Source organism: Gordonia amicalis (assembly GCF_022059885.1).
In the GTDB taxonomy this organism is placed as follows: Bacteria; Actinomycetota; Actinomycetes; order Mycobacteriales; family Mycobacteriaceae; genus Gordonia; species Gordonia amicalis.
The window spans coordinates 4,888,159-4,906,698 of sequence record NZ_CP091855.1; the positions used below are offsets into that span (position 1 = coordinate 4,888,159).

Annotated in this window: 16 protein-coding genes; 2 read left to right on the plus strand and 14 right to left on the minus strand. The window is 65.4% G+C overall.

The features are described 5' to 3' along the window. Positions 1 to 179: 179 nt before the first annotated feature. The 3 genes from IHQ52_RS22430 to IHQ52_RS22440 form a co-directional block, all read right to left on the minus strand. Positions 180 to 2,579 carry a TPR repeat domain-containing protein gene (locus tag IHQ52_RS22430; protein WP_096275010.1) on the minus strand — a complete coding sequence of 800 codons (2,400 nt, stop codon included), beginning with the start codon at positions 2,577 to 2,579 and terminating at the stop codon, positions 180 to 182. A gap of 515 nt (positions 2,580 to 3,094) precedes the next feature. Continuing rightward, entirely contained in the window at positions 3,095 to 3,364 is a 270-nt protein-coding gene (locus IHQ52_RS22435) for a DUF2277 domain-containing protein (RefSeq protein ID WP_024497587.1), read from the minus strand. 54 nt (positions 3,365 to 3,418) lie between these two features. After that, on the minus strand, positions 3,419 to 4,393 hold the full coding sequence (locus IHQ52_RS22440) for an NADPH:quinone oxidoreductase family protein (RefSeq protein WP_006434769.1): 975 nt from the start codon (positions 4,391 to 4,393) through the stop codon (positions 3,419 to 3,421). Positions 4,394 to 4,442: 49 nt separating this feature from the next. On the opposite strand from IHQ52_RS22440, the gene IHQ52_RS22445 reads away from it, so the two are divergent. Next, positions 4,443 to 5,135, plus strand: coding sequence for a class I SAM-dependent methyltransferase (locus tag IHQ52_RS22445; protein WP_024497586.1), 693 nt, complete (start codon positions 4,443 to 4,445; stop codon positions 5,133 to 5,135). 19 nt (positions 5,136 to 5,154) lie between these two features. Here the strand turns inward: IHQ52_RS22445 and IHQ52_RS22450 are convergent, their stop codons facing one another. From IHQ52_RS22450 to IHQ52_RS22475, 6 genes are all read right to left on the minus strand, one after another. Next, a complete protein-coding gene (locus IHQ52_RS22450) occupies positions 5,155 to 6,744 on the minus strand; it encodes a DUF222 domain-containing protein (protein ID WP_238063969.1) in 1,590 nt (529 codons plus the stop codon). Positions 6,745 to 7,085: 341 nt separating this feature from the next. Continuing rightward, entirely contained in the window at positions 7,086 to 7,406 is a 321-nt protein-coding gene (locus tag IHQ52_RS23820; RefSeq protein ID WP_024499752.1) for a hypothetical protein, read from the minus strand. A 459-nt stretch (positions 7,407 to 7,865) separates the two neighbouring features. After that, complete coding sequence (locus tag IHQ52_RS22460; RefSeq protein WP_024499753.1) at positions 7,866 to 8,510, minus strand: hypothetical protein; 645 nt, start codon at positions 8,508 to 8,510, stop codon at positions 7,866 to 7,868. A gap of 360 nt (positions 8,511 to 8,870) precedes the next feature. After that, on the minus strand, positions 8,871 to 9,647 hold the full coding sequence (locus IHQ52_RS22465; RefSeq protein ID WP_024499754.1) for an SDR family NAD(P)-dependent oxidoreductase: 777 nt from the start codon (positions 9,645 to 9,647) through the stop codon (positions 8,871 to 8,873). Then, on the minus strand, positions 9,644 to 10,585 hold the full coding sequence (locus IHQ52_RS22470; protein WP_024499755.1) for an alpha/beta hydrolase: 942 nt from the start codon (positions 10,583 to 10,585) through the stop codon (positions 9,644 to 9,646). Before IHQ52_RS22470 ends, IHQ52_RS22465 begins: the two co-directional genes overlap by 4 nt. Beyond that, positions 10,582 to 11,973: a flavin-containing monooxygenase gene (locus tag IHQ52_RS22475; RefSeq protein WP_024499756.1), complete on the minus strand. Its 1,392-nt coding sequence runs from the start codon at positions 11,971 to 11,973 to the stop codon at positions 10,582 to 10,584. The genes IHQ52_RS22470 and IHQ52_RS22475 overlap by 4 nt, the downstream gene beginning before the upstream one ends. Positions 11,974 to 12,160: 187 nt before the next feature. On the opposite strand from IHQ52_RS22475, the gene IHQ52_RS22480 reads away from it, so the two are divergent. After that, positions 12,161 to 12,763, plus strand: coding sequence for a TetR/AcrR family transcriptional regulator (locus IHQ52_RS22480; protein ID WP_024499757.1), 603 nt, complete (start codon positions 12,161 to 12,163; stop codon positions 12,761 to 12,763). A 7-nt stretch (positions 12,764 to 12,770) separates the two neighbouring features. Here the strand turns inward: IHQ52_RS22480 and IHQ52_RS22485 are convergent, their stop codons facing one another. The 5 genes from IHQ52_RS22485 to IHQ52_RS22505 all read right to left on the minus strand — a co-directional run bounded on the left by IHQ52_RS22485 (position 12,771) and on the right by IHQ52_RS22505 (position 18,470). Continuing rightward, positions 12,771 to 13,628 (minus strand): LLM class F420-dependent oxidoreductase, encoded by an 858-nt coding sequence (locus IHQ52_RS22485; protein WP_024499758.1) that lies wholly within the window; start codon positions 13,626 to 13,628, stop codon positions 12,771 to 12,773. Between the two features lie 121 nt (positions 13,629 to 13,749). Further along, complete coding sequence (locus IHQ52_RS22490) at positions 13,750 to 14,802, minus strand: prenyltransferase/squalene oxidase repeat-containing protein (RefSeq protein WP_024499759.1); 1,053 nt, start codon at positions 14,800 to 14,802, stop codon at positions 13,750 to 13,752. Beyond that, positions 14,799 to 15,527 (minus strand): class I SAM-dependent methyltransferase, encoded by a 729-nt coding sequence (locus tag IHQ52_RS22495; protein ID WP_238063971.1) that lies wholly within the window; start codon positions 15,525 to 15,527, stop codon positions 14,799 to 14,801. The genes IHQ52_RS22490 and IHQ52_RS22495 overlap by 4 nt, the downstream gene beginning before the upstream one ends. Continuing rightward, the gene (locus IHQ52_RS22500; protein ID WP_159404971.1) at positions 15,514 to 16,791 is read right to left on the minus strand and encodes a glycosyltransferase family 4 protein; all 1,278 of its coding nucleotides are present in this window, start codon (positions 16,789 to 16,791) and stop codon (positions 15,514 to 15,516) included. Before IHQ52_RS22500 ends, IHQ52_RS22495 begins: the two co-directional genes overlap by 14 nt. Positions 16,792 to 16,793: 2 nt before the next feature. Continuing rightward, a complete protein-coding gene (locus tag IHQ52_RS22505) occupies positions 16,794 to 18,470 on the minus strand; it encodes an FAD-dependent oxidoreductase (protein WP_006436933.1) in 1,677 nt (558 codons plus the stop codon). Positions 18,471 to 18,540 lie beyond the last annotated feature (70 nt).

Consider the following 18,540-nt stretch of genomic DNA (forward strand, 5'->3'; position numbering starts at 1 on the left):
CACCGTCCTCACGCCAGCGCATTCTCCACTGCAAACGGTCTGCTGCCCGCGCTTCCGAGGGGGACATAGATCGGACCGAACCGGACGCGGTATTGCCCGAAGAGCCCGAGGATGAGGATGTACCGATGTCGCTGCAGGCAGTCACGAGCCCAAGGCACAGCAATGCTACTGCGACAACGTCAGCGCGGCGCACGGTCCACTACCTCCATGGACTGGTCGGAATCGTTGATGGTCGGATCTTCGAGTGATTCACCGAAGTGGTCGTTGTATTCGAAACGAGTACTTTCCGCGCCAATTTCCTTCGAGAACCTCGTGAATTCTCGACCGTTGGCCTCAACCTTTTCCAGGTCGATAGACCCGTCTGGCTTCACAAATGTTATCGAAGCACCGTCGCGAGCTATCCACGCCTTGCCCCAGAGGTCTGGTCGATCCTCGAGGTAGCCAGACGTCACCTGTACCACGCGGTCTTGGCCGGCGGTCAATTTGTCGAGGCTGGTTCCCAGGTTCTCAAGCTCTGTCTTCCATGCAGCTTCGTTGTCCTGCGGATCGGCAGTCGGCAATGAAATCTCATCCATCTTCACGAGTGGCACGGCCAGGCCGGCGACCTCGGAAAGCCCAGGCACTTTCAACCCGCCAGCAGCCAAAAGCCCTCCGGCCGAGTCGATCAGGAAGGACTTCTCGTTGTACTCCCGCAATCTCTCCCACTGGTCGTTGTCGGCGAGGGTTGAGAGCGCGTTGGTCAACCCGTCGTCCATTGACCTGTGTATTTTGGCAGCGGCAGTGGCGAGCTCCGAGTTGTCCGGGTCGCTGCCGTACTCGTGCGCGAGGAAGTTCTCCCAGTGCACGGCTGCGCTCAACGCAACTCGACCCGCACCGGGATCCGTGGAGAGCACCCCGATGAGTTTCGAGAACTCCACCGCGTCTTCGAGCGGAGCGGCTGTGTGGTTGACCAACACCCCATCCGGAGCACCGGCGAAGTTACCGAAATACGGCGCGAGGTTCTTGGCAAGTACCTGCGACAGCAGGGCATTCCGGTCACCGAAGGTTTCGTACTTGTTGTTTCCTGCTGAGTCTCGTTCGACGACCAGCGAATCGAGTTCGTTCTCGTGTTCGATCAGAATGCGCGCCAATGCATCGGCGGCCCTACCACCGAGCTGTCCCTCGTACCCCTCGGATGGTGCCGCCGCCCCGATCCAATCGAAAAGATCTCTGCCGCCCGACAAGTCACCTTCCGCACCGAGTTTGGCACCGTCGACAGACCACCGTTCAGAAAGGATGTTCAGCACGTGCGCGTCGGCGTCGTACTTATGCCCTTCAGCAACTGTCACGCTCATCCGCTCCCCGGTCAGGAAATCTGTGACGGCTTGCCGGTCGTGACTCGAGTTGGTGAGCATCGAGCTCGCGAGCTTTCGAACGTCCTCGACGCGCTGATTCTCGTCGTACAGACCAAAGAGCTTGTCGTCGCCGTCCGGTAGAGCTCCGACGATCTCAGAGGACTGCTTGAGCATCCCGCGGTCGACGTCGGTGCCCAACTGCAGACCACGGTCGGTCCGGTCACTCAAGATTGTGTTGAGTGCCTTGAAGTCCTCGAGACGCGGCACCCCCGCGAAGGAGTAGGGGAATCCGGTCGACGTTCCTGCTGTCGTGTGCTTTATCGGATTCTCGCGTAGCAGCGACACAACCGAGCCAGGCAAACGGTCCAGGCCGCCAGTCGAGCCCGCTTTCGTGTGCACATTGGGACTCGACATGATGCGGAACGCGTCTCCGAGCAGACCGGGCGCGGCGTTGTGAACTTTGAGGAGGTCGTCCATGTTCGCCGTCTCGAGCTCGGTCATGATATTGCTCAAATAGTTGTACTGCCCCTGGGAGATCTCCGTGACTTGCCCTTCGCGGAGCGCTTCAAGCTGGCCGGGACTCAGGCATGTCGCTCGCCTCAGACGCTCTCGGCCCGCCGGCGACAGCTTGCCATCCTTGAGTGCCTGCAGGTCTATCTCGGACTGGCGGATGCTGAGTCCCGCTGTGACGGGTGTTAGCGTCCTGATGAGTTCTTCTGCTTCGCTGATCGCGCGCTTCGTGTCCACGTCAGCCGTGTGCAGCTCCTGCGCAAGCCTCTGCAGCCGGATGGTCTCGTTGGTCGCTTCCTCACCCCGGATGCGGCGAGCTTCGGCTATCTCGGACAGCGCGGTGGAGTCGCCCTCGTTGCGCTTCTCTTCGGAGGCGTAGTCGCGCAGATCACGAACGGTCCAATCATCTTCGACTGAGAACAGGTCGTTCTCGAGATTGGACGCTGAGGTGTTGAGGTTCGCGACCATCGGGGCCATCCGACTGCTGCCAGACGTGAACGCTTCGCCGAGTTCCTCGACTGCGTCCGCAACCCGGGTCATCTGCGTTTTCTCCCAGTCCGCGCGGGTCACCGCTCCGTCACGCGCGACCCCTTTCCAATCGAGGCCTGTTACCTTCGCGTGGAGTTCCCCGGCTTTCCTCTCGATCGCGGCCGACACCGGAACCAATGCGGACGCGGCATGAGCGAGAATCTCGGGGTGCGCGTCGCGGACAATACTTCGAGTCTTTGCCGCCATCACTCAGGACGCTGGTTGAGATTGCCGAGTGACTCCAGTAGCCGAGCGGCGACGTAGTCGGCATTGACCACCGCGCTCGAGGCAGATTTCAGAGCATCACCGAACTGCTCGTGTCGACCCGCAATTGTTGTCAGAGCCTGCCTCACCGACCCGTCGAGGCCATCCGTGGCTGATGCGGTCTCGAAACCCGCCAGCGAGTTACGGATAGCTCCGAACGTCGGCGACTCGATCCGCCGAATCGACGTCCCGTACGAATGCAAGTGCCTCGCTGCGTCCGCGAGACTGCTCGGGTTCACCTCTACAGGCTTCGGTGTCACTCGTCCCCCACCCAATCGCATGGCCACGAGGTGGCCACGATCAGCACAAATGTCTTCGCGATCCTAACCCTGCCAAGACAGGGGTGCACTCAGGTACTCCACAATGCCGATCGCGGCCGTCAGGAACCGCTTCCGACTCGGAGCCCACACAGTCAGCAATAGGTTTCGCTCAGCGATACCTATTGCTGATCGAAGCGACTACCCCCGCGCGGCGATTCGCGCCTGGACCTCGGGGCGTCGAAGCGGCGGGACCGTCTTGGGCGGCTGGCGACGCTCGGGAAGGGCGTCGAGCAGGGTGCGGGTCGCCGCCGTGACGGCGACGACCGCGGCCTCGAAGGCCTCGACGTTGGCCGGCGACGGGTGCCGAACGCCGCTCACCTTCCGTACATACTGTCGCGCCGCCGCCTCGACCTCGTCGGCCGTGGCGGGCGGTTCCAGTCCGCGGAGTTCGGTGATGTTGCGGCACATGGCGGTTCCCTTCGCAGGTGGCATCTCCTGCGGTCGTCGCCGGCCGGACCGGTCTCAGTCACCGATCTTGACGACCGCCTTACCCAGGATCCGCCCTTCGGCGAGATCGGTCAACGCCTCCGGCAGCTGGTCGAGGGTGTAGGTGACGTTGACCTGCGGGGTCATCCCGTCGGCGATCATCTGACTGAGCTCCTCGTGCAGCTTCGCCGGGAGGTTCAGCTCGGGATGGGTGCGCACGTACTCGCCCCAGGCCGCGCCGACGACGGCGATGTTGCGGAAGAGCACGCGGTTGAGCTTGACCGTCGGGATCCCGCCCGCGGCGAAGCCGACCACGACGTAACGACCGTCGGGGGCGACCTGGCGCAGCGCCTCGTCGAAGACCTCACCGCCGGACGGATCGATCATGACGTCGACACCCTTGGGTGCGACCTCCTTGAGCTTGTCGCCCCAGCCCTCTTCGAGCTGCACGATCTCGTCGGCGCCCGCACTGCGCAACAGTTCCTCGGCACCCTTGCGGTGCACGATGGCGACGACCTTCGCACCCATGGCCTTGGCGACCATGATCGACGCGGTCCCGACGCCACCGGCGGCACCCAGCACGCCGACGACCTCACCGGGCTGCGTGTGTGCGCGGGTCTTCAGCGCGAACAGCGCGGTCTGGTAGTTGATGCCCATCGCGGAACCCTGCTCGAAGCTGAGTCCCTCGGGCAGGGGCAGCAGCTGTTCCGGCGCGGCCGCGACTTGCTCGGCGAAACCGCCGACGATCGACGCGACGAGGACCTTGTCCCCCACCTTCACCGACGATCCCTCGGGCGCCGACCGCACGACCCCCGCGACCTCGGTACCCGGGGTAAACGGGGTGGGCACGCGGAGCTGGTACTTGCCCTGGCTCATCAGGAGGTCCGGGAAACACACACCGCACGACTTGACGTCGACGACGACCTGGCCGTCGGCGGGAGTGGGGTCGGGGACGTCGGTCAACTCGAGTCCAGAGGGGCCTGTCTCTGCGCTGAGTACCTGAGCTTTCATATCGCTCACCCTACGCGGCGCCCCTCACACACCCGATAGGATCTGTGCCATGTCACAGTCCACGGCGCCGTCGCCGAACGCACCGTCCCCCGAACGTCGCCGAGTCGCCGACGAGGCGCCGGGCTTCATGCCGCTCGACGAGGCACAGACGCTGTTCGAGATCGCCGGAGAGTATCTGTCACAACCGGATTCGACGAAGGTCGGGGTGGAGATCGGCACCTACTGCGGAAAGTCCACGGTCTTCCTGGGTTCCGCCGCCGAGGCGAACGACGCAGTCATCGTCACCGTCGACCACCACCGCGGGTCCGAAGAACACCAGCCTGGCTGGGAGTACCACGACGAATCCCTCGTCGATCCGCACACCGGCACGCTCGACACCTCGGCTCGCTTCCGCCGCACCATGTTCGACGCCGGGCTCGAGAACACCGTCGTCGGGCTGCTCGCACCGTCCACCGTCGCGTCGAAAGTCTGGGGCAAGCCCGCCGACTTCGTGTTCATCGACGGCGGTCACAGCATGGAGGCCGCCCAGAACGACCTCGACGGCTGGGCGCCGTGGGTGCGTATCGGTGGGGCCCTCCTGATCCACGACGTCTTCCCCGATCCCGCCGACGGCGGACGCCCGCCCTACGAGATCTATTGCCAGGCCCTGGAAACCGGCCAGTTCACCGAGGTCCGGGCCGAAGGCTCGCTGCGCGTGCTACGACGCGACTCCGGCGAGGTGGGAGCACCCTTTCCCACCTGACGCCGGCGCCGTCTCTGTGTCAGAACGTAACGGTCAGTCCGATGATGGCCGCGAGGTGCACTTCGATCGGTGACAGGTCGGTGATAGATAGTTCGCGGGCCGGCGGCGAAGTCGTCCGGTGGTCGATGACCCGGCGGACCTCGAGGCGCGGCTGATCGCCGGACGCCGGGTCGGGTCCGTGGATCTCGGTGCGTACGTGTTGTAGGTGTTCGGCGAACCGGCGGGGGAGGTCGGGTCGCCGGTTGATGCGTTCGGGATTCGGGGGTGCGCCGGGTTGGGTGTTGAGCCGCCAGACGCAGCGACCTTCATCGGGCCCTTCTCGGACCATTCTGGTGGTGAACTGTCCGGGTTGATCGCCGACCATCCGATTGTGTTTCGGACATGCGGGTGCGAGATCGGTGATGTCGGTGAGCCCGCCCAGACCCCAATCGAGTTGCGCGTGATGCATTTCCACGTGCGCGGCCGAAAGGTCGCAGTCGGGGGTGGAGCACACGTCGCCGTCGGGGCGGGCGAAGGACACGAGGCGTTGTTCGCGGGTCGCCAGGCGTTTGCCGCGCCCGAAGTACAGCGGGACGGCGGTGGCGTCTTTGAACACCGCCAGCCAGGGTTGGGCGTCGGCGGCCATGTCGATGAGTTCGGGGATCGGGATCAAAGTGCCGGTGACGGTGGTGGCGAACCCGGCTTCGCGGATCAGATCGTTGAGGTCGGCTTTGACGATCACCTGTATCGGCAACCCGCGGTGACTCTTACCCAGGAGTCCGTCCTCGAACACAGCCTTCAGCAAGGCGTTGAACGCGTCGTGGTTGCGCTGCGCATCGCTGCGATCATCACGTGCGGCAGCGGCTTCGACCATCTCGGGGTCGGCATTCTCGATCGACCCGTGCGGTGATTCGGGGTCGTCGGGATTGTTCATGCCGGGTTTGGCCCAGACCGCGAGCAGCATGGTGATCCGCGCGAGGAGTTCGGGTGTGAGGTCGGCGGACATCTTGGCGGTGCCGTCGGCGCGTTGCCGGTTGACCGACAGTTTGCGACGGCGTTTGCGGTCGGTGTCGTCGGCGAGTGTTCCGTCGGGGTCGAGGTGGGCCAACAGGCGGGCGCCGAGGGCGGTGATGTCGGCGGGGGTGTGGTCGACGGCGATTTCGGCCATCTGTCGTTCGGCGGCGATCTTCACGTCGTGGTCGACGGCGTGCGGGATCTGGTCGAGGACGTCGATGACCGCACGAACATGGGCGGGGCCGACATGCCCGTCGGCGAAGGCCTCGGCCAGGGTGGGGTGCTGGGGTGGGAGTGGTTGGCCGGTAGGGCTGGGAAAGGTTGCGGTGGCCGACATCTGGTCGCGGCGTCGCATGGGTTCGGCGATCCGGAGGCGGTGGGTCATGAACTGGATGACGCTGCGGTGCCCGGTCTTACGGGGTAGGTCACGTTCGGTGGCTTCGACGACCTGACGGTCCCCGGCGAAACTCAGTCGCGCGATCGCCCTTTCGGTCTCTGCCGCGACGTCGACGAGATCGGAATCTGAGCAGCCGGTCAGGTCGACGGTCTGCAGCTCGTCGATGAGGGAGTGGAGCTGATCGACCAGCACGGCGGCGCTTGGTCTTGCGTCTGCCATGACGGTCACCCTCCGAACCGATAGTGCGAATGTATGTTCGACAGTACCCGCTATTCCGCTGTGCTGCAACGCTAATGAGGAACACACGATGACACGCAGCTTGTCGGTGGGATGGTGTAGGAGGTATGGCGTCGGGTCATCGGTGACAGTTCTGTATCAAGGCATCGGAGACACTCGGTGTATCAGGACCTCGGTGACGGTCTGGTTTGGTGGGACGTGGACCGCGGGGTTGGCGGTTGCCGACGTAGCTGATTCCGGCAGCGGGCCGTGGGTGTTCGACAAGGACCTCCCCGGCGGTGTTGGCGATAATGACCGTGTCGTCGACGGCGACGAGACCTGATCTAAGGCATGGTCCACATCACCATGTAGGTGACTGCGTTGACGCTGACGGTGCCCGAGGTGCTGATAGTTCGGACCAGGTGGTCGAACGCATCGACCTGGGCTTGCAGCTCGGACAGGGTGTCGGCCAACGGTTGTTTGTCCAGGTACCGAAACAGTGTCTGGTGGAACCGTTCATTCTTGCGCTGCGTGGTCGGCTTGTAGGACTTGCCGGTGATCGTCTCGACCCCGAGGGCTTGGGCGTGTTCGACGAGTCGACCGATGCGACCCCGGCGTGACGGGTTGAACGCGTTCCCGTTGTCGGTGAGTAACCGTTGGAGCACTCCATGAGCGGCTACTGCCTTGTCGAACACAGCGATCGCGGCTCGGCGGTCTCACCTGCGGCCGCATGCGAACACGCGGCGTAGCGCGAATGATCGTCGATCAGTTGCAGGGTGACGCACCTGCGTCCACCGGTCAGGACCTATTCGGTGCCATCGATCTGCCAGCACGCGTTCGGCGCGGGATAGTCGAACCTCCGCCGCGCCGAGCGGCGTAACTCGTAGAACGACTTTCGAGAAATCCCGTGTTCAGCGCAAGACGTCGAGACCGCTCCGCGCGGTGCACTATCAGCCCACTGCGAGATCGCTAGCCACACAAGAGGGTCGATAGGTCATTAACAGCCACGCCTGAGTGTCTGTGTCATAGCGTTGCGCCGCCTGGTGGTGTCCATGCCGAGGATCGAGGAGGCACTCCGGCATGCCACGTCCATACCCACCCAAGGATGGCATTGCCCGGACGGGTCAGGCGAGCGCAGCCGAAGGGCGATCCGCTCGTGTCGTCGAGTACAGGGCCGCAGCGACCGCAAACCCGCCGGCCAGTGCCGCCACCAGCGGCAGGCCCAGTCCCGACACCGGGATCAGTGCACCAAGGACCACCAGCGTGGCGATCGTGTTGGTGGTGGCGCGCAGACGGGCTTGCTTGAGGGCCACCAGGACTGCGAGAGAAGCGGCAGCAACTGCGAGGCCGACCGGGATGAGCCACCATCCGTAGGCGGCGCTCACGTCGAATAAGCCGCACAGGGTCATCACTGCCCCAACTAGCAGCGCGAGCGCCCCGGTGACCAGCGAGATGATCATGGCAAGGGTATAGCGTTCCGCCGGCGGCCCCAGCGCATCGCGCCGCCACAGGACCCTGGTGACCACGCCGATGACGGTCAGCACCACACCCAGAGCGAGCCCGGGGAACACGTACCCGATCCCGTCGGGGCAGACCCAGACCTGCTGTCCGTCGATGGTGTTCGACTCGCAACCCAGGTGCAGCACCGTTTCCGATACATAGATCACAGGCCAGGCAAGGGCGACTGCCAGCGGTATCGCGATCGCGACACTGACCAGGAAAATCCCGATCAGTGTCGCGATCGCGCGCCCCAACCCTGAATCCTTCACGGCATCAACCCTACGAGGTGACAATCGAGTTGGTTGCCGAGAGCCATCTGATCCGAAGTTCACCTGACGTCGGTTGAATCAGCACGCCTTGGTCGGGCATTTGATCTCGTCGCTCTTCGGGTATTTCAGCGGGCCTGCGGTGGCGCCGGCGGGCGTTTGAGACTCGACGCAGAAGTGTCATCCCCAAGACCCCTCACACTGTGACCGATGTCTTGATGCAGAACTGTCACCGATGTGCTGGGAGATAACACGTTGGGCTGCAGAGCTTTCTCGTGACCAGATGGAGCAGCGACGATGTCAGAGGCGTCTGGTACGGACGTCGTGGAACCGTACGACAGCAGGGCGTCGCTCGTACGCTCGCTACTCCGGGAGCACCGGAGGCGCCTGCTCCAGCATCGCCCGCGCCTTGCCGAGGACGTCGGGATACCGCTTCAGGTGTGCGCCACCGTTGACGTCGAAGGCAGCCCCGGTGATCCACCGCGCCTTGTCGGAGGCGAGAAAGACGACGGTGTCGGCGATCTCGGCTGGTTCGCCGCTGCGTCCGAGCGGGGTGTTCTCGATGTACTCCTCGGTGAGTCCGGGGACGAATCCGATGCCCTCGGTCAGTGGCGTCGACACCAGACCCGGCGACACGGCGTTGACCCGTATCCCCCGGTGCGCCAGTTCCAGGGCAGCGACCTCGACGAGCATCAGGACCCCCGCCTTCGACGCGCAGTACGACCCCATCCCGGCGCCTGGCTGCCGACCGTTGAGCGAGGCGATACAGGTGATCGAGCCGCCGTCGGCGATCCGACGGCCGGCGTGTTTGATCACCAGGAACGTGCCGGTGAGGCAGACGTCGACGGTGTGACGCCAGGCGCTCAATTCGAGTTCGGTCAGGGCACCCGGATCCGACAGGCCCGCACAGTTCACGACCGTGTCGAACTCCCCGACCGCGTCGAAAGCGGCGACCACCGAGTCTTCGTCGGTGACGTCGAGACCCAGCGCACGGACCGTGTCACCTCGCTCGGCGGCTACTCTCTCGGCACGCTCGGCGTCGACATCGGCGACGACGACCTCCACTCCGTCGGCCGTCAGCGCGTCGACCGTCGCCAGCCCGATGCCCGACGCCCCGCCGATGACGATCGCGCGCTTCACCGGGCGCTCACGGCCTTGTCCGCGAGGTGGCGGGTGAGGAACGAGACCGCGTGTCCGACACACGGTTCGAACCAGTCGTTGCCCTCGAAGACGTCGAAGTGATCACACGGATAGTGCCGGACCTCGGCGCGCGCCTTGAAAGCCGTCTTGGCCGCCGCCTGCGGCGGCGCGGCCGAGTCGTAGTCGGCGATCTGGACGAGCACCGGGGCATCGAGGTCGCCGACATGCTTGTCGGCCCGGAACCCGCCGATCTCCAGACCGACCGACGCGTCGACTTCGTTGCGCCACGACGGTCCGGCAATGGCCAGGTAGCTCTCCAGGAATCCGGGGGCGGTCAGTGCCGCATCGCGGTCACCCGGCTCGCCGACCACGCGCATCATCTTCGGGCCGCGCCCCAGCTTCGACGACACGGCACTCGCCACGGCCGACGCGGTGGAGCGCGCGATGGCCGCACCTCCGACCTGGTCGTAGGCCACGCGACCGGCGGCCAGACCGTTGACGAGCGGGATCACCGAGATCACCGCGGCGATGTCGAGACGACCGCTCGCGACCGTCAGCGCATGACCGCCCGATTGCGAAACACCCCAGAGGATCACCCGATTCGGGTCCACACCGGGTTGCTTCTTGGCGGCCACGATGGCGGCCCGGTAGTCGTCGGCCTGGCGTTCCAGCGAGATCTGCTGCCGCGGTTGTCCATCCGAGAGACCGAAACCACGGTAGTCGAAGGCGAAGACGGCGAGTCCGGCCTCCGAGAATCGCTGTGCGAACGGTGCGAGACCCGAATCCTTGGTGCCCGCGAAACCATGCGCCATCACGACGACGGGACGTTTGCCGTCGATCTCGAAAGGCGAGCCCGACGAACCGGCGAAGAACCAGGCGTCGCATTCGGTGCCCGCCGACGGGAAACGGACGGTCTGCGCTCCGGACGGTGTGGTCATGCGGTGGCCTCCGTTCCCGAGACGCTTGCGACAGGAACGTTGTCCGCCACTCCCGCCCAGGTCATCGGCCCCTGTTCCTGCGCGCGGCGTCGGCCGTTGGGGATCTCCTTGGTACGCATGTTGTATTCGTACAGGTAATGATCGAGCTGCTGGGTGTGGCGTGCGCTCTGCACCATGTGCCCGGTGAAGAACTGCGTGTCCGCGGCTATCGTCTCCCGCATCTCCGCCACCGATGGTGGGCGATAGTGTCCGGTCGCGTACGCGCCGATGAGGCGCGCCTGGCATTCGACGAACGGGAACAGTGTCGGGACCGCCTGGGCGAATCCGGCGAAGACGAGGTCGTCGATACCCGGGTAGAACATCCGCTTGTACAGGTCGATCCGGTTGTCCGGCGCGCTGATGAAGTCGGGGTCGAAGAACGGGAAGGTGATGTTGTAACCCGTTGCGTAAATGATGATGTCGAAGTCGTCGGAGGTGCCGTCGTCGAAGTGGACCGTCGACCCGTCGAGGCGACTGACATTCGGCTTCGCGATGACATCACCGGAGCCGAGTCGCAGCGGCAGCTCCACCGATTGCGTCGGGTGTGCCTCGAAGAACTTGTGATTCGGCGTCGGCAGACCATAGTCCTCGGGGCGTCCGGCGGTGACCGGCTGCATCATCTGGACGAACTTCCGCTGCCACGACATCGGGATGTGGGGGGAGGTCTTGTAGTACTTGTCGGCGGGTTTGCCGCCGAAGTACTTCGGCACGATCCAGGCCCCGGACCGGGTGGACAGCGTCAGCTTGTTGTCCAGCGCCTTCGATGACAGCTCGACCGCGATGTCGGCGGCGCTGTTACCCAGGCCCACCACGAGAATGCGTTTGCCCGAGAAGTCATGTGGCGTCCGCGGATCGATGTAGTGATGCGCGTGCATCTCGATGCCGTCGAATTCGCCCGGGAAGTTCGGGAAACGCGGGTCCCAGTGATGTCCGTTGGCGACGATGAGGAGGTCGAACCGGCGTCGTTCACCGTGTTGGGTCTCCAGCTCCCAGCCGCCGCCGTCGAGCCGGCGTGCGTGTTCGACGCCATTGGTGAACTCGATCGAGCGGATGAGGTCGAAGGCCTCTGCATAGGCGTCGAGGTAGGCCTTGATCTGCGTGTGGTGCGGGAAGTCGGGATACTCGGCCGGCATCGGGAAGTCGCGGAAGGACAACTGGTGCTTGGAGGTGTCGATGTGCAGCGACCGGTAGGCACTGCTGTGACCGTTCGGATTGCCGAACGCCCAGTTGCCGCCGATGCGGTCGGAACTCTCGAAACACGTGTACGGGACGCCGTAGTCGGTGAGCATCTTGCCTGCGGTCAGACCGCTGATCCCGGCGCCGATGATCGCGGTGGTCGGTAAGCGCACGCTTCCCCCTCTGGACAGACAGCAGTTCTGGACAAACATCGGGTGTAGACACAATCTGGTTTGTGTCTACACGATGGTCGGGGCCGTGTACACAGATTCCGCGAACTGTCTACGGCCTTGTTAGTCTTCGCCGGAGCACACACGCCGGAACGAGCAACGCAGACCGCAGAGCAACGCAGGAGAACCCGTGACCGAGACAACCAACCCGTCGGTTCACGAACGCCTGCTCGACGCCACCGAGAAATTGCTGGCCGACAAAGGTATTCGCGCCACCACGATGCAACAGGTCGCCGAGTCGGCCGGGGTTTCCCGAGCCTGGCTGTACCGGCACTACCCGGACAAACCGTCCATGATCGGCGCCACCATCGTGCGACTGACGGAATCGTTCTGGCGGGACGCACGGACCGCGCTCGACGACATCGGCGATCTCGCCGGTCAGCTGACCGCCGGTGTGCGGATCGGCCGCGGTGCCTACGACGACCCCGGCACCCTCCTGATGCGGCTGCGTACCGAGGAACCGACAGAGTTCGCCGAATGCGCGGGCGTCGGCGTCGTGAAACTGGTCCCCGACCTCGCCGGCTTCTGGTTCCCCTACGTCGAGGCGGCTGCCGCCCGCGGCGAGATCCATCCCGCGCACGATCTGCACGAGGTCGCCGAATGGGTTGCGCGCGTGTTGATCAGCCTCGGAACCACGCCGAGCGAGACCATCGACATCGACGACGCCGGACAGGTCCGGCGCCACCTCGACCGTTTCGTGATGCCCGGCCTGCGCACCGACCCCGGCGCCTGACGGATCGCTAGACGACCGCCGGTGCGAGCTCGAGCTTGCCGGCCAGCTTGGCCAGGTATCCGCTGGCGCGCTCGACCGAGTCGTCGGGAAGGCCGTACAGCACGGTCGTGACACCGATCTCGCGCCACTTCTCGAGCTTCTCGGCCACCGGTTTGAAGTCGAGGACGACGACCTGCGGGTCGCCGTCCCGGCCGGCATCGGCCCAGACCCGCTTGAGCAGCGCCACCGAACCCTCGATGTCGTCTTCGCCCGGCGTGGTGATCCAGCCGTCGGCGCTGCGGGCGATCCACTTGAAGTTCTTTTCCGTGCCGGCGCCGCCGACCTGCACCGGAATGTGCGCCTGCGTCGACTTCGGCCACGCCCAACTGGGACCGAACCTGACGAATTCGCCGTCGAATTCGGCTTCTTCCTGCGTCCACAGCGCCCGCATCGCCTCGAGGTACTCGCGCAGCATGGTCCGGCGACGCTTCGGTGGCACGTGGTGGTCTTCGAGCTCGTCGAGGTTCCACCCGAATCCGACGCCAAGGGTCACCCGGCCACCGGAGAGGTGGTCGAGCGTCGCAATGGTCTTGGCGAGGGTGATGGGATCGGACTGCACGGGAAGGGCCACCGCGGTGCCCAGTCGAATCCGCTCGGTCACCGCGGCTGCGGCCGCGAGTGACGTCCACGGGTCGAGGGTTCGCATGTACCGATCGTCGGGCAGGGTCTCGTCACCGGTCTGCGGATGCGCGGCGTCGCGACGAGTGGGGATGTGTCCGTGCTCGGGGACGTAGTACGACGCGAAGCCGGCGTTCTCGATCAGCGGCGCCAGGATGTGCGGCTTGAGTCCGCGATCGCTGGTGAACTGTACGATTCCGAAATCCATGAGGGCCTCCCCGGGCGCCGTTGCTGCCGCCCTCATCAGAATCGGACGGTTGACTGGACACCAGTCTAGGTGATGGGCGCCACAGAGACCAGGGGTTCAGACCAGCTACCCAGAAGAGGAACTAGGGCGCGACGGCTAGGCGCTGCCGGACGTCTCGGAAGATCCCGTTGGCGACGCTGGTGCGGCTCACGGCGTCGGCCGCCAACACGACGGCGGCCGATGTCCAGCAGCTCTTCTCCACCGGCCAGCGCTTGCCGTCCGCGAAAACCAGTCCCGTCCAATATGATCCGTCGGGATCGCGCAGGTGCTGAATGGAGGCGATCAGTTCGATCGCATCAGCAGTGTCGCCCAGCGAGTCGAGAGCCAGTGCCAGCTCGCAGGTTTCGGCGCCGGTGACCCATGGACGGTGGTCGACGCACCTCACCCCCTTGCCGGGGACGACGAACTGGTCCCAGCGACGGGCGATCAGTTCCTGCCCCTCCTGGCCGCGCACCGCACCACCGAGGATCGGGTAGTACCAGTCCATCGAGTGTTCAGACGGGGGCGTGAAGATCTCCCACTCGTCCCGCACGATGTCGGCGCGGATCGCATCCCCGAGCATGGTGTGGGCGACGATCCAGTCCTCGTCGGGCTGATCCATCTGACCGGCGATCCGGATCGCACAATCCAGAGCCTGAAAGATGCTGGAGTTGCCCGTGATCAGGGCTTCACCGAACATCGCGCCGGTGCGGTGGTCGCCGCCCCAGCGGAACGCGCCGTCCTCGCGCTGGAATCGGAGGACGCAGTCGATCGCCGACCAGACCACCGGCCACATCCGTTGCAGGAAGGCATCATCCCCGGTGATCAGGTAGTGGTGCCACACCCCGACCGCGATGTAGGCGCAGAAGTTGCTGTCGGTCCCGGCATCCTCGACCTTGCCGCACACGGTGCGGATCGGCCAGGAGCCGTCGGACCGCTGCTTACGCCGCGACCACTCGTATGCCGCTTCGGCTTCGGCATGAAAGCCGGTCACCGACAACGCCATCGCCGATTCGATGTGATCCCAGGGATCGGTCTGTCCGCCGGGGAACCACGGCAGTGCGCCGGATTCCTCCTGCATGCCGACGATCGCCGCGCCGGTGGCGCGCATCTGCTCGGCGGTGACCACTCCAGGGACAGCCGGAGCGGCCGTCATGAAGACGCAGCAGTCTCGGGCTTACGGAGATACAGGGCCACGGACTTGCCGATGATCGGGTTGAGCACCTGCTCACCCACACGGGTCAGCCACGGCTTGCTCATCATGTCCCAGACGAGCAGCTGATGGTAACCCTTGACCAGCGGATTGTCGTTGTTCTCCACGCCGACAGCACATTTCAGCCACCAGTACGGAGCGTGCAAAGCGTGTGCGTGATCGGTGCCGGTGACCTCGAGGCCCGCCGTGCGCAGCTTGCCGGCCAGTTCGGAGGCCTTGTAGATGCGGACGTGTCCGCCCTCTACCTCGTGATACTCGTCCGACAGGGCCCAGCAGACCTTCTCCGGCCAGTACCGCGGCACCGTCACCGCGGCCACCCCACCGGGCTTGAGAACGCGAACCATCTCGCTGATCGCGCCCTCGTCGGACGGAATGTGCTCCAGGATCTCCGACATCAGCACCACATCGAAGCTGTTGTCCGCGTACGGGAGACGCAGTGCGTCACCGACCTCGGCGCGCGCCTTGGCCGAAGCGGGCACATGCCCCTCGGCCGTCATGGCGTCGAACATCTCCGCGACATCGGCCATGTCGCTCTCCGACATGTCGAAGGCGATGACATCCGCTCCTCGCCGGAACATCTCGAAGGAGTGTCGGCCCTGACCCGCCCCGATGTCGATCGCCTTGATGCCCGGGCCCACGCCCAGACGGTCGAAGTCAACTGTCAGCACTCGATGTCCCTTCTGTTGCTCGCCGGTGTCCGGCCAGCACGGTTTCGTAGTGGGCCGCCGTCTTCGCGGCCACCGCCACCCAGCTGTAGTTCTCCTCGGCCCGGCGCCGTCCGCCCGAGCCCAGACGGGCCCGCAGCTCGGCGTCGTCGAAGAGTCGACCGATCGCCTGCGCCAGACGCCCGGAGTCCCGCGGCGGAACCAGCAGCGCGGCTTCCTCGCCCGTACCGACGACCTCCGGGATCGCGCCGGCGCGAGTGGCCACCAGCGGTGTGCCACAGCTCATCGCCTCGACCGCCGGCAACGAGAAGCCCTCGTACAGAGACGGCACACACGCAACCTCGGCCGAGGCCAGGAGTTCCGCGATCTCGGAGTCCTCGAGCCCCGAGACCACCGACACCCGATCGGCGATCGCGAGATCCTCGATCATCGCGGCAGACGGTCCATTCGGGTCCAATTTGGACACCAGTACCAGTTGCACCTCGTCGCGTTCGGCGGCGAGCTTCGCCACCGCCTCGAGCAGGTACGACACCCCCTTGAGAGGTGCGTCTGCACTGGCGATGCTGACGATGCGTCCCGGTACGCGTTCGGTTCCGGGCGTGAAGATCTCGGTGTCGACGCCGAGCGGAATCGTCGTGATACGGCCCGACGGGATGTCGAAGGCCTTGCGGATGTCGACCTCGCTGCTACGGGAGACGGTGAGCAGTTCCGGGATCCGGCGCGACACACGTCCCTGCATACGCAGGAAGGAATGCCACCGCCACGCAGTGATCTTGCGCCAGCCCTTGGCCGCGCGGACCGCGAGGGTGCGGTCCCGCGTGATCGGGTGGTGGATCGTCGCGATCAGCGGGAAGCCCGCCTTCTGGATGTCGAGCAATCCGTAACCGAGACACTGGTTGTCGTGCACGATGTCGAAGTCGTCGCGCCGCTCCTTCAGCAACCGGGCGACCCGGAGGCTGAAGGTGAGCGGCTCGCCGAAGCTCGCCGTCCACATCGATCCGACCTCGAGCAGGTCGATCCAGTCGCGGTACTCGCTCAGTCCCGGGGTACGGAAGGGGTCCGGCTCGTCGTAGAGCCCGAGGCTCGGCACCTTGGTGATCGTGACACCGGCGTCGATGGCCGACTGGTCCAGTTCCGGGTACGGCTGCCCCGAGAAGATCTCGACGCTGTGCCCGAGAAGCGCGAGCTCTCGGGACAGATGACGGACGTACACCCCCTGCCCACCGCAATGAGGTTTGCTGCGGTAGGACAGCAGTGCAATCCGCACGGTTACTGCGCCCCGGCGGTGGCAGCCGCCTCGAACTCGGAGATGCTCACGAACTTCGCACGCGCACGGCCGGCCGCCTTGCCCGCCGACTTCTCGGCGGCGTCGATGGCCTTCCACCCGGCGAGGTCGATGCGGTTGGCACCGCGATCGGCGACGAGCGCGGCGACATCGTCACGCGGGGTCGACGGATCGGCGATCGTGCCGGCGACGAAGTCGTCGATCACGGCGCGCGCCGTCTCCTGACCACACAGCCGATTCATGCCGATCCCGCCGGTGGCCCCGCGCTTGATCCACCCGGTGACGTACAGGCCCGGCATGACCTCGCCGTCGGCGGCCACCTGGACCCGCCCGCCGGCATTCGGGACGACGCCGCGTCCCTCGTCGAAGGGGAGGTCGGTGACCGGGACGCCCCGGTAGCCGATGGCTCGCAGCACCAGGCCCGTCTCGAGGTCGAACCGCTCATCGGTCGGCGTCACGGCCACTCGCCCGGAGGCGTCGGTGTAGGCATTGCGCACGCACGTCAGCGCGGTCACCTCTCCGTCACCGGCGATCTCCACAGGAGACGTCAGGAAGCGGAAGACGATGCGCTTGTTGCCGGGCGTCTGCGGCCGTTCGGTGAACTCGCGGGCCAGCCGGATCTTGGTTGCGATGGTGGAGTCGAGCGTGTCGTCGGCCAGCGCCGCCTCGGTGGCCGGGTCGAGGGCGAGGTCCTCGGGATCGATGACCACGTCGACCCCCTCGACGTCGCCGAGGGCCAGGAACTCGCTGTTGGTGTAGGCAGCCTGGGCGACGCCTCGCCGGCCGAGCAGCACGACCTCCTTGATGTTCGACTCACGCAGCTTCGCCAGGGCGTGGTCGGCGATGTCGGTCTTGGCCAGCTCGTCGGGATCGGTCACGAGGATGCGTGCCACGTCGAGCGCCACGTTGCCGTTTCCGACCACCACCGCGCGCTCCGAGGACAGGTCGACATCGAGGTCGGCGAAGTCCGGGTGGCCGTTGTACCAGGCGACGAACTGAGTGGCCGCGACGGAGTTGCGCAGGTCCTCCCCCTCGATGCCCAGCCGCTTGTCGGTGGCGGCACCCACCGCGTAGATGACCGCGTGGTAGCGCGCGACGAGTTCGTCGTGGCTGATGTGCTTGCCGACCTCGACGTTGAGGTAGTAGTCGAAGTTCTTCTTGGCGGCGACGGACGCGAAGGTCTTCTCGACGCCCTTGGTGGCGGCGTGGTCCGGGGCGACGCCCGCGCGGACCAGGCCGTAGGGCGTGGGCAGGCGATCGAACATGTCGACCTTGATGCTCTGCTTGCGCACGAGTTCCTCGGCGGCGTAGAAGGCGGCCGGCCCGGCGCCGATGATCGCCACGTGCAGCTCCTTGTCGGGCAGCTGCGGCGACTTGCGCGGCGGGACGAGCCCGCCCTCGACGTCGTGGTCCTTGTAGTAGTCCGCGTTGATCTGCAGATACGGCTCGTCGCGCTCGGTGAGCTGATCGTCGGGGACGATCGCCTCGACCGGGCACTCGTCGATGCACGCGCCGCAGTCGATGCAGGTCTCCGGGTCGATGTAGAGCGCCTCGGCCGTCAGGAATTCCGGCTCGTCGGGCGTCGGGTGGATACAGTTCACCGGACACACGCTCACGCAACTCGCGTCGTTGCAACATGGCCGGGTAATCACATGCGCCATCTGCTGTTTCCTCGTAATCCAACACGTAGAACGTGTTCTAGTTTCGGCCTTGACTGTATCTTAACTGCAA

What these genes read in the sequence shown, in the direction of transcription:
- IHQ52_RS22490 (WP_024499759.1), bottom strand. Translation starts at nt 14,802, where the DNA reads ATGACGGCCGCTCCGGCTGTCCCTGGAGTGGTCACCGCCGAGCAGATG.
- IHQ52_RS22450 (WP_238063969.1), bottom strand. Translation starts at nt 6,744, where the DNA reads ATGGCAGACGCAAGACCAAGCGCCGCCGTGCTGGTCGATCAGCTCCAC.
- IHQ52_RS22435 (WP_024497587.1), bottom strand. Translation starts at nt 3,364, where the DNA reads ATGTGCCGCAACATCACCGAACTCCGCGGACTGGAACCGCCCGCCACG.
- IHQ52_RS22430 (WP_096275010.1), bottom strand. Translation starts at nt 2,579, where the DNA reads ATGGCGGCAAAGACTCGAAGTATTGTCCGCGACGCGCACCCCGAGATT.
- IHQ52_RS22470 (WP_024499755.1), bottom strand. Translation starts at nt 10,585, where the DNA reads ATGACCACACCGTCCGGAGCGCAGACCGTCCGTTTCCCGTCGGCGGGC.
- IHQ52_RS22505 (WP_006436933.1), bottom strand. Translation starts at nt 18,470, where the DNA reads ATGGCGCATGTGATTACCCGGCCATGTTGCAACGACGCGAGTTGCGTG.
- IHQ52_RS22485 (WP_024499758.1), bottom strand. Translation starts at nt 13,628, where the DNA reads ATGGATTTCGGAATCGTACAGTTCACCAGCGATCGCGGACTCAAGCCG.
- IHQ52_RS22440 (WP_006434769.1), bottom strand. Translation starts at nt 4,393, where the DNA reads ATGAAAGCTCAGGTACTCAGCGCAGAGACAGGCCCCTCTGGACTCGAG.
- IHQ52_RS22445 (WP_024497586.1), top strand. Translation starts at nt 4,443, where the DNA reads ATGTCACAGTCCACGGCGCCGTCGCCGAACGCACCGTCCCCCGAACGT.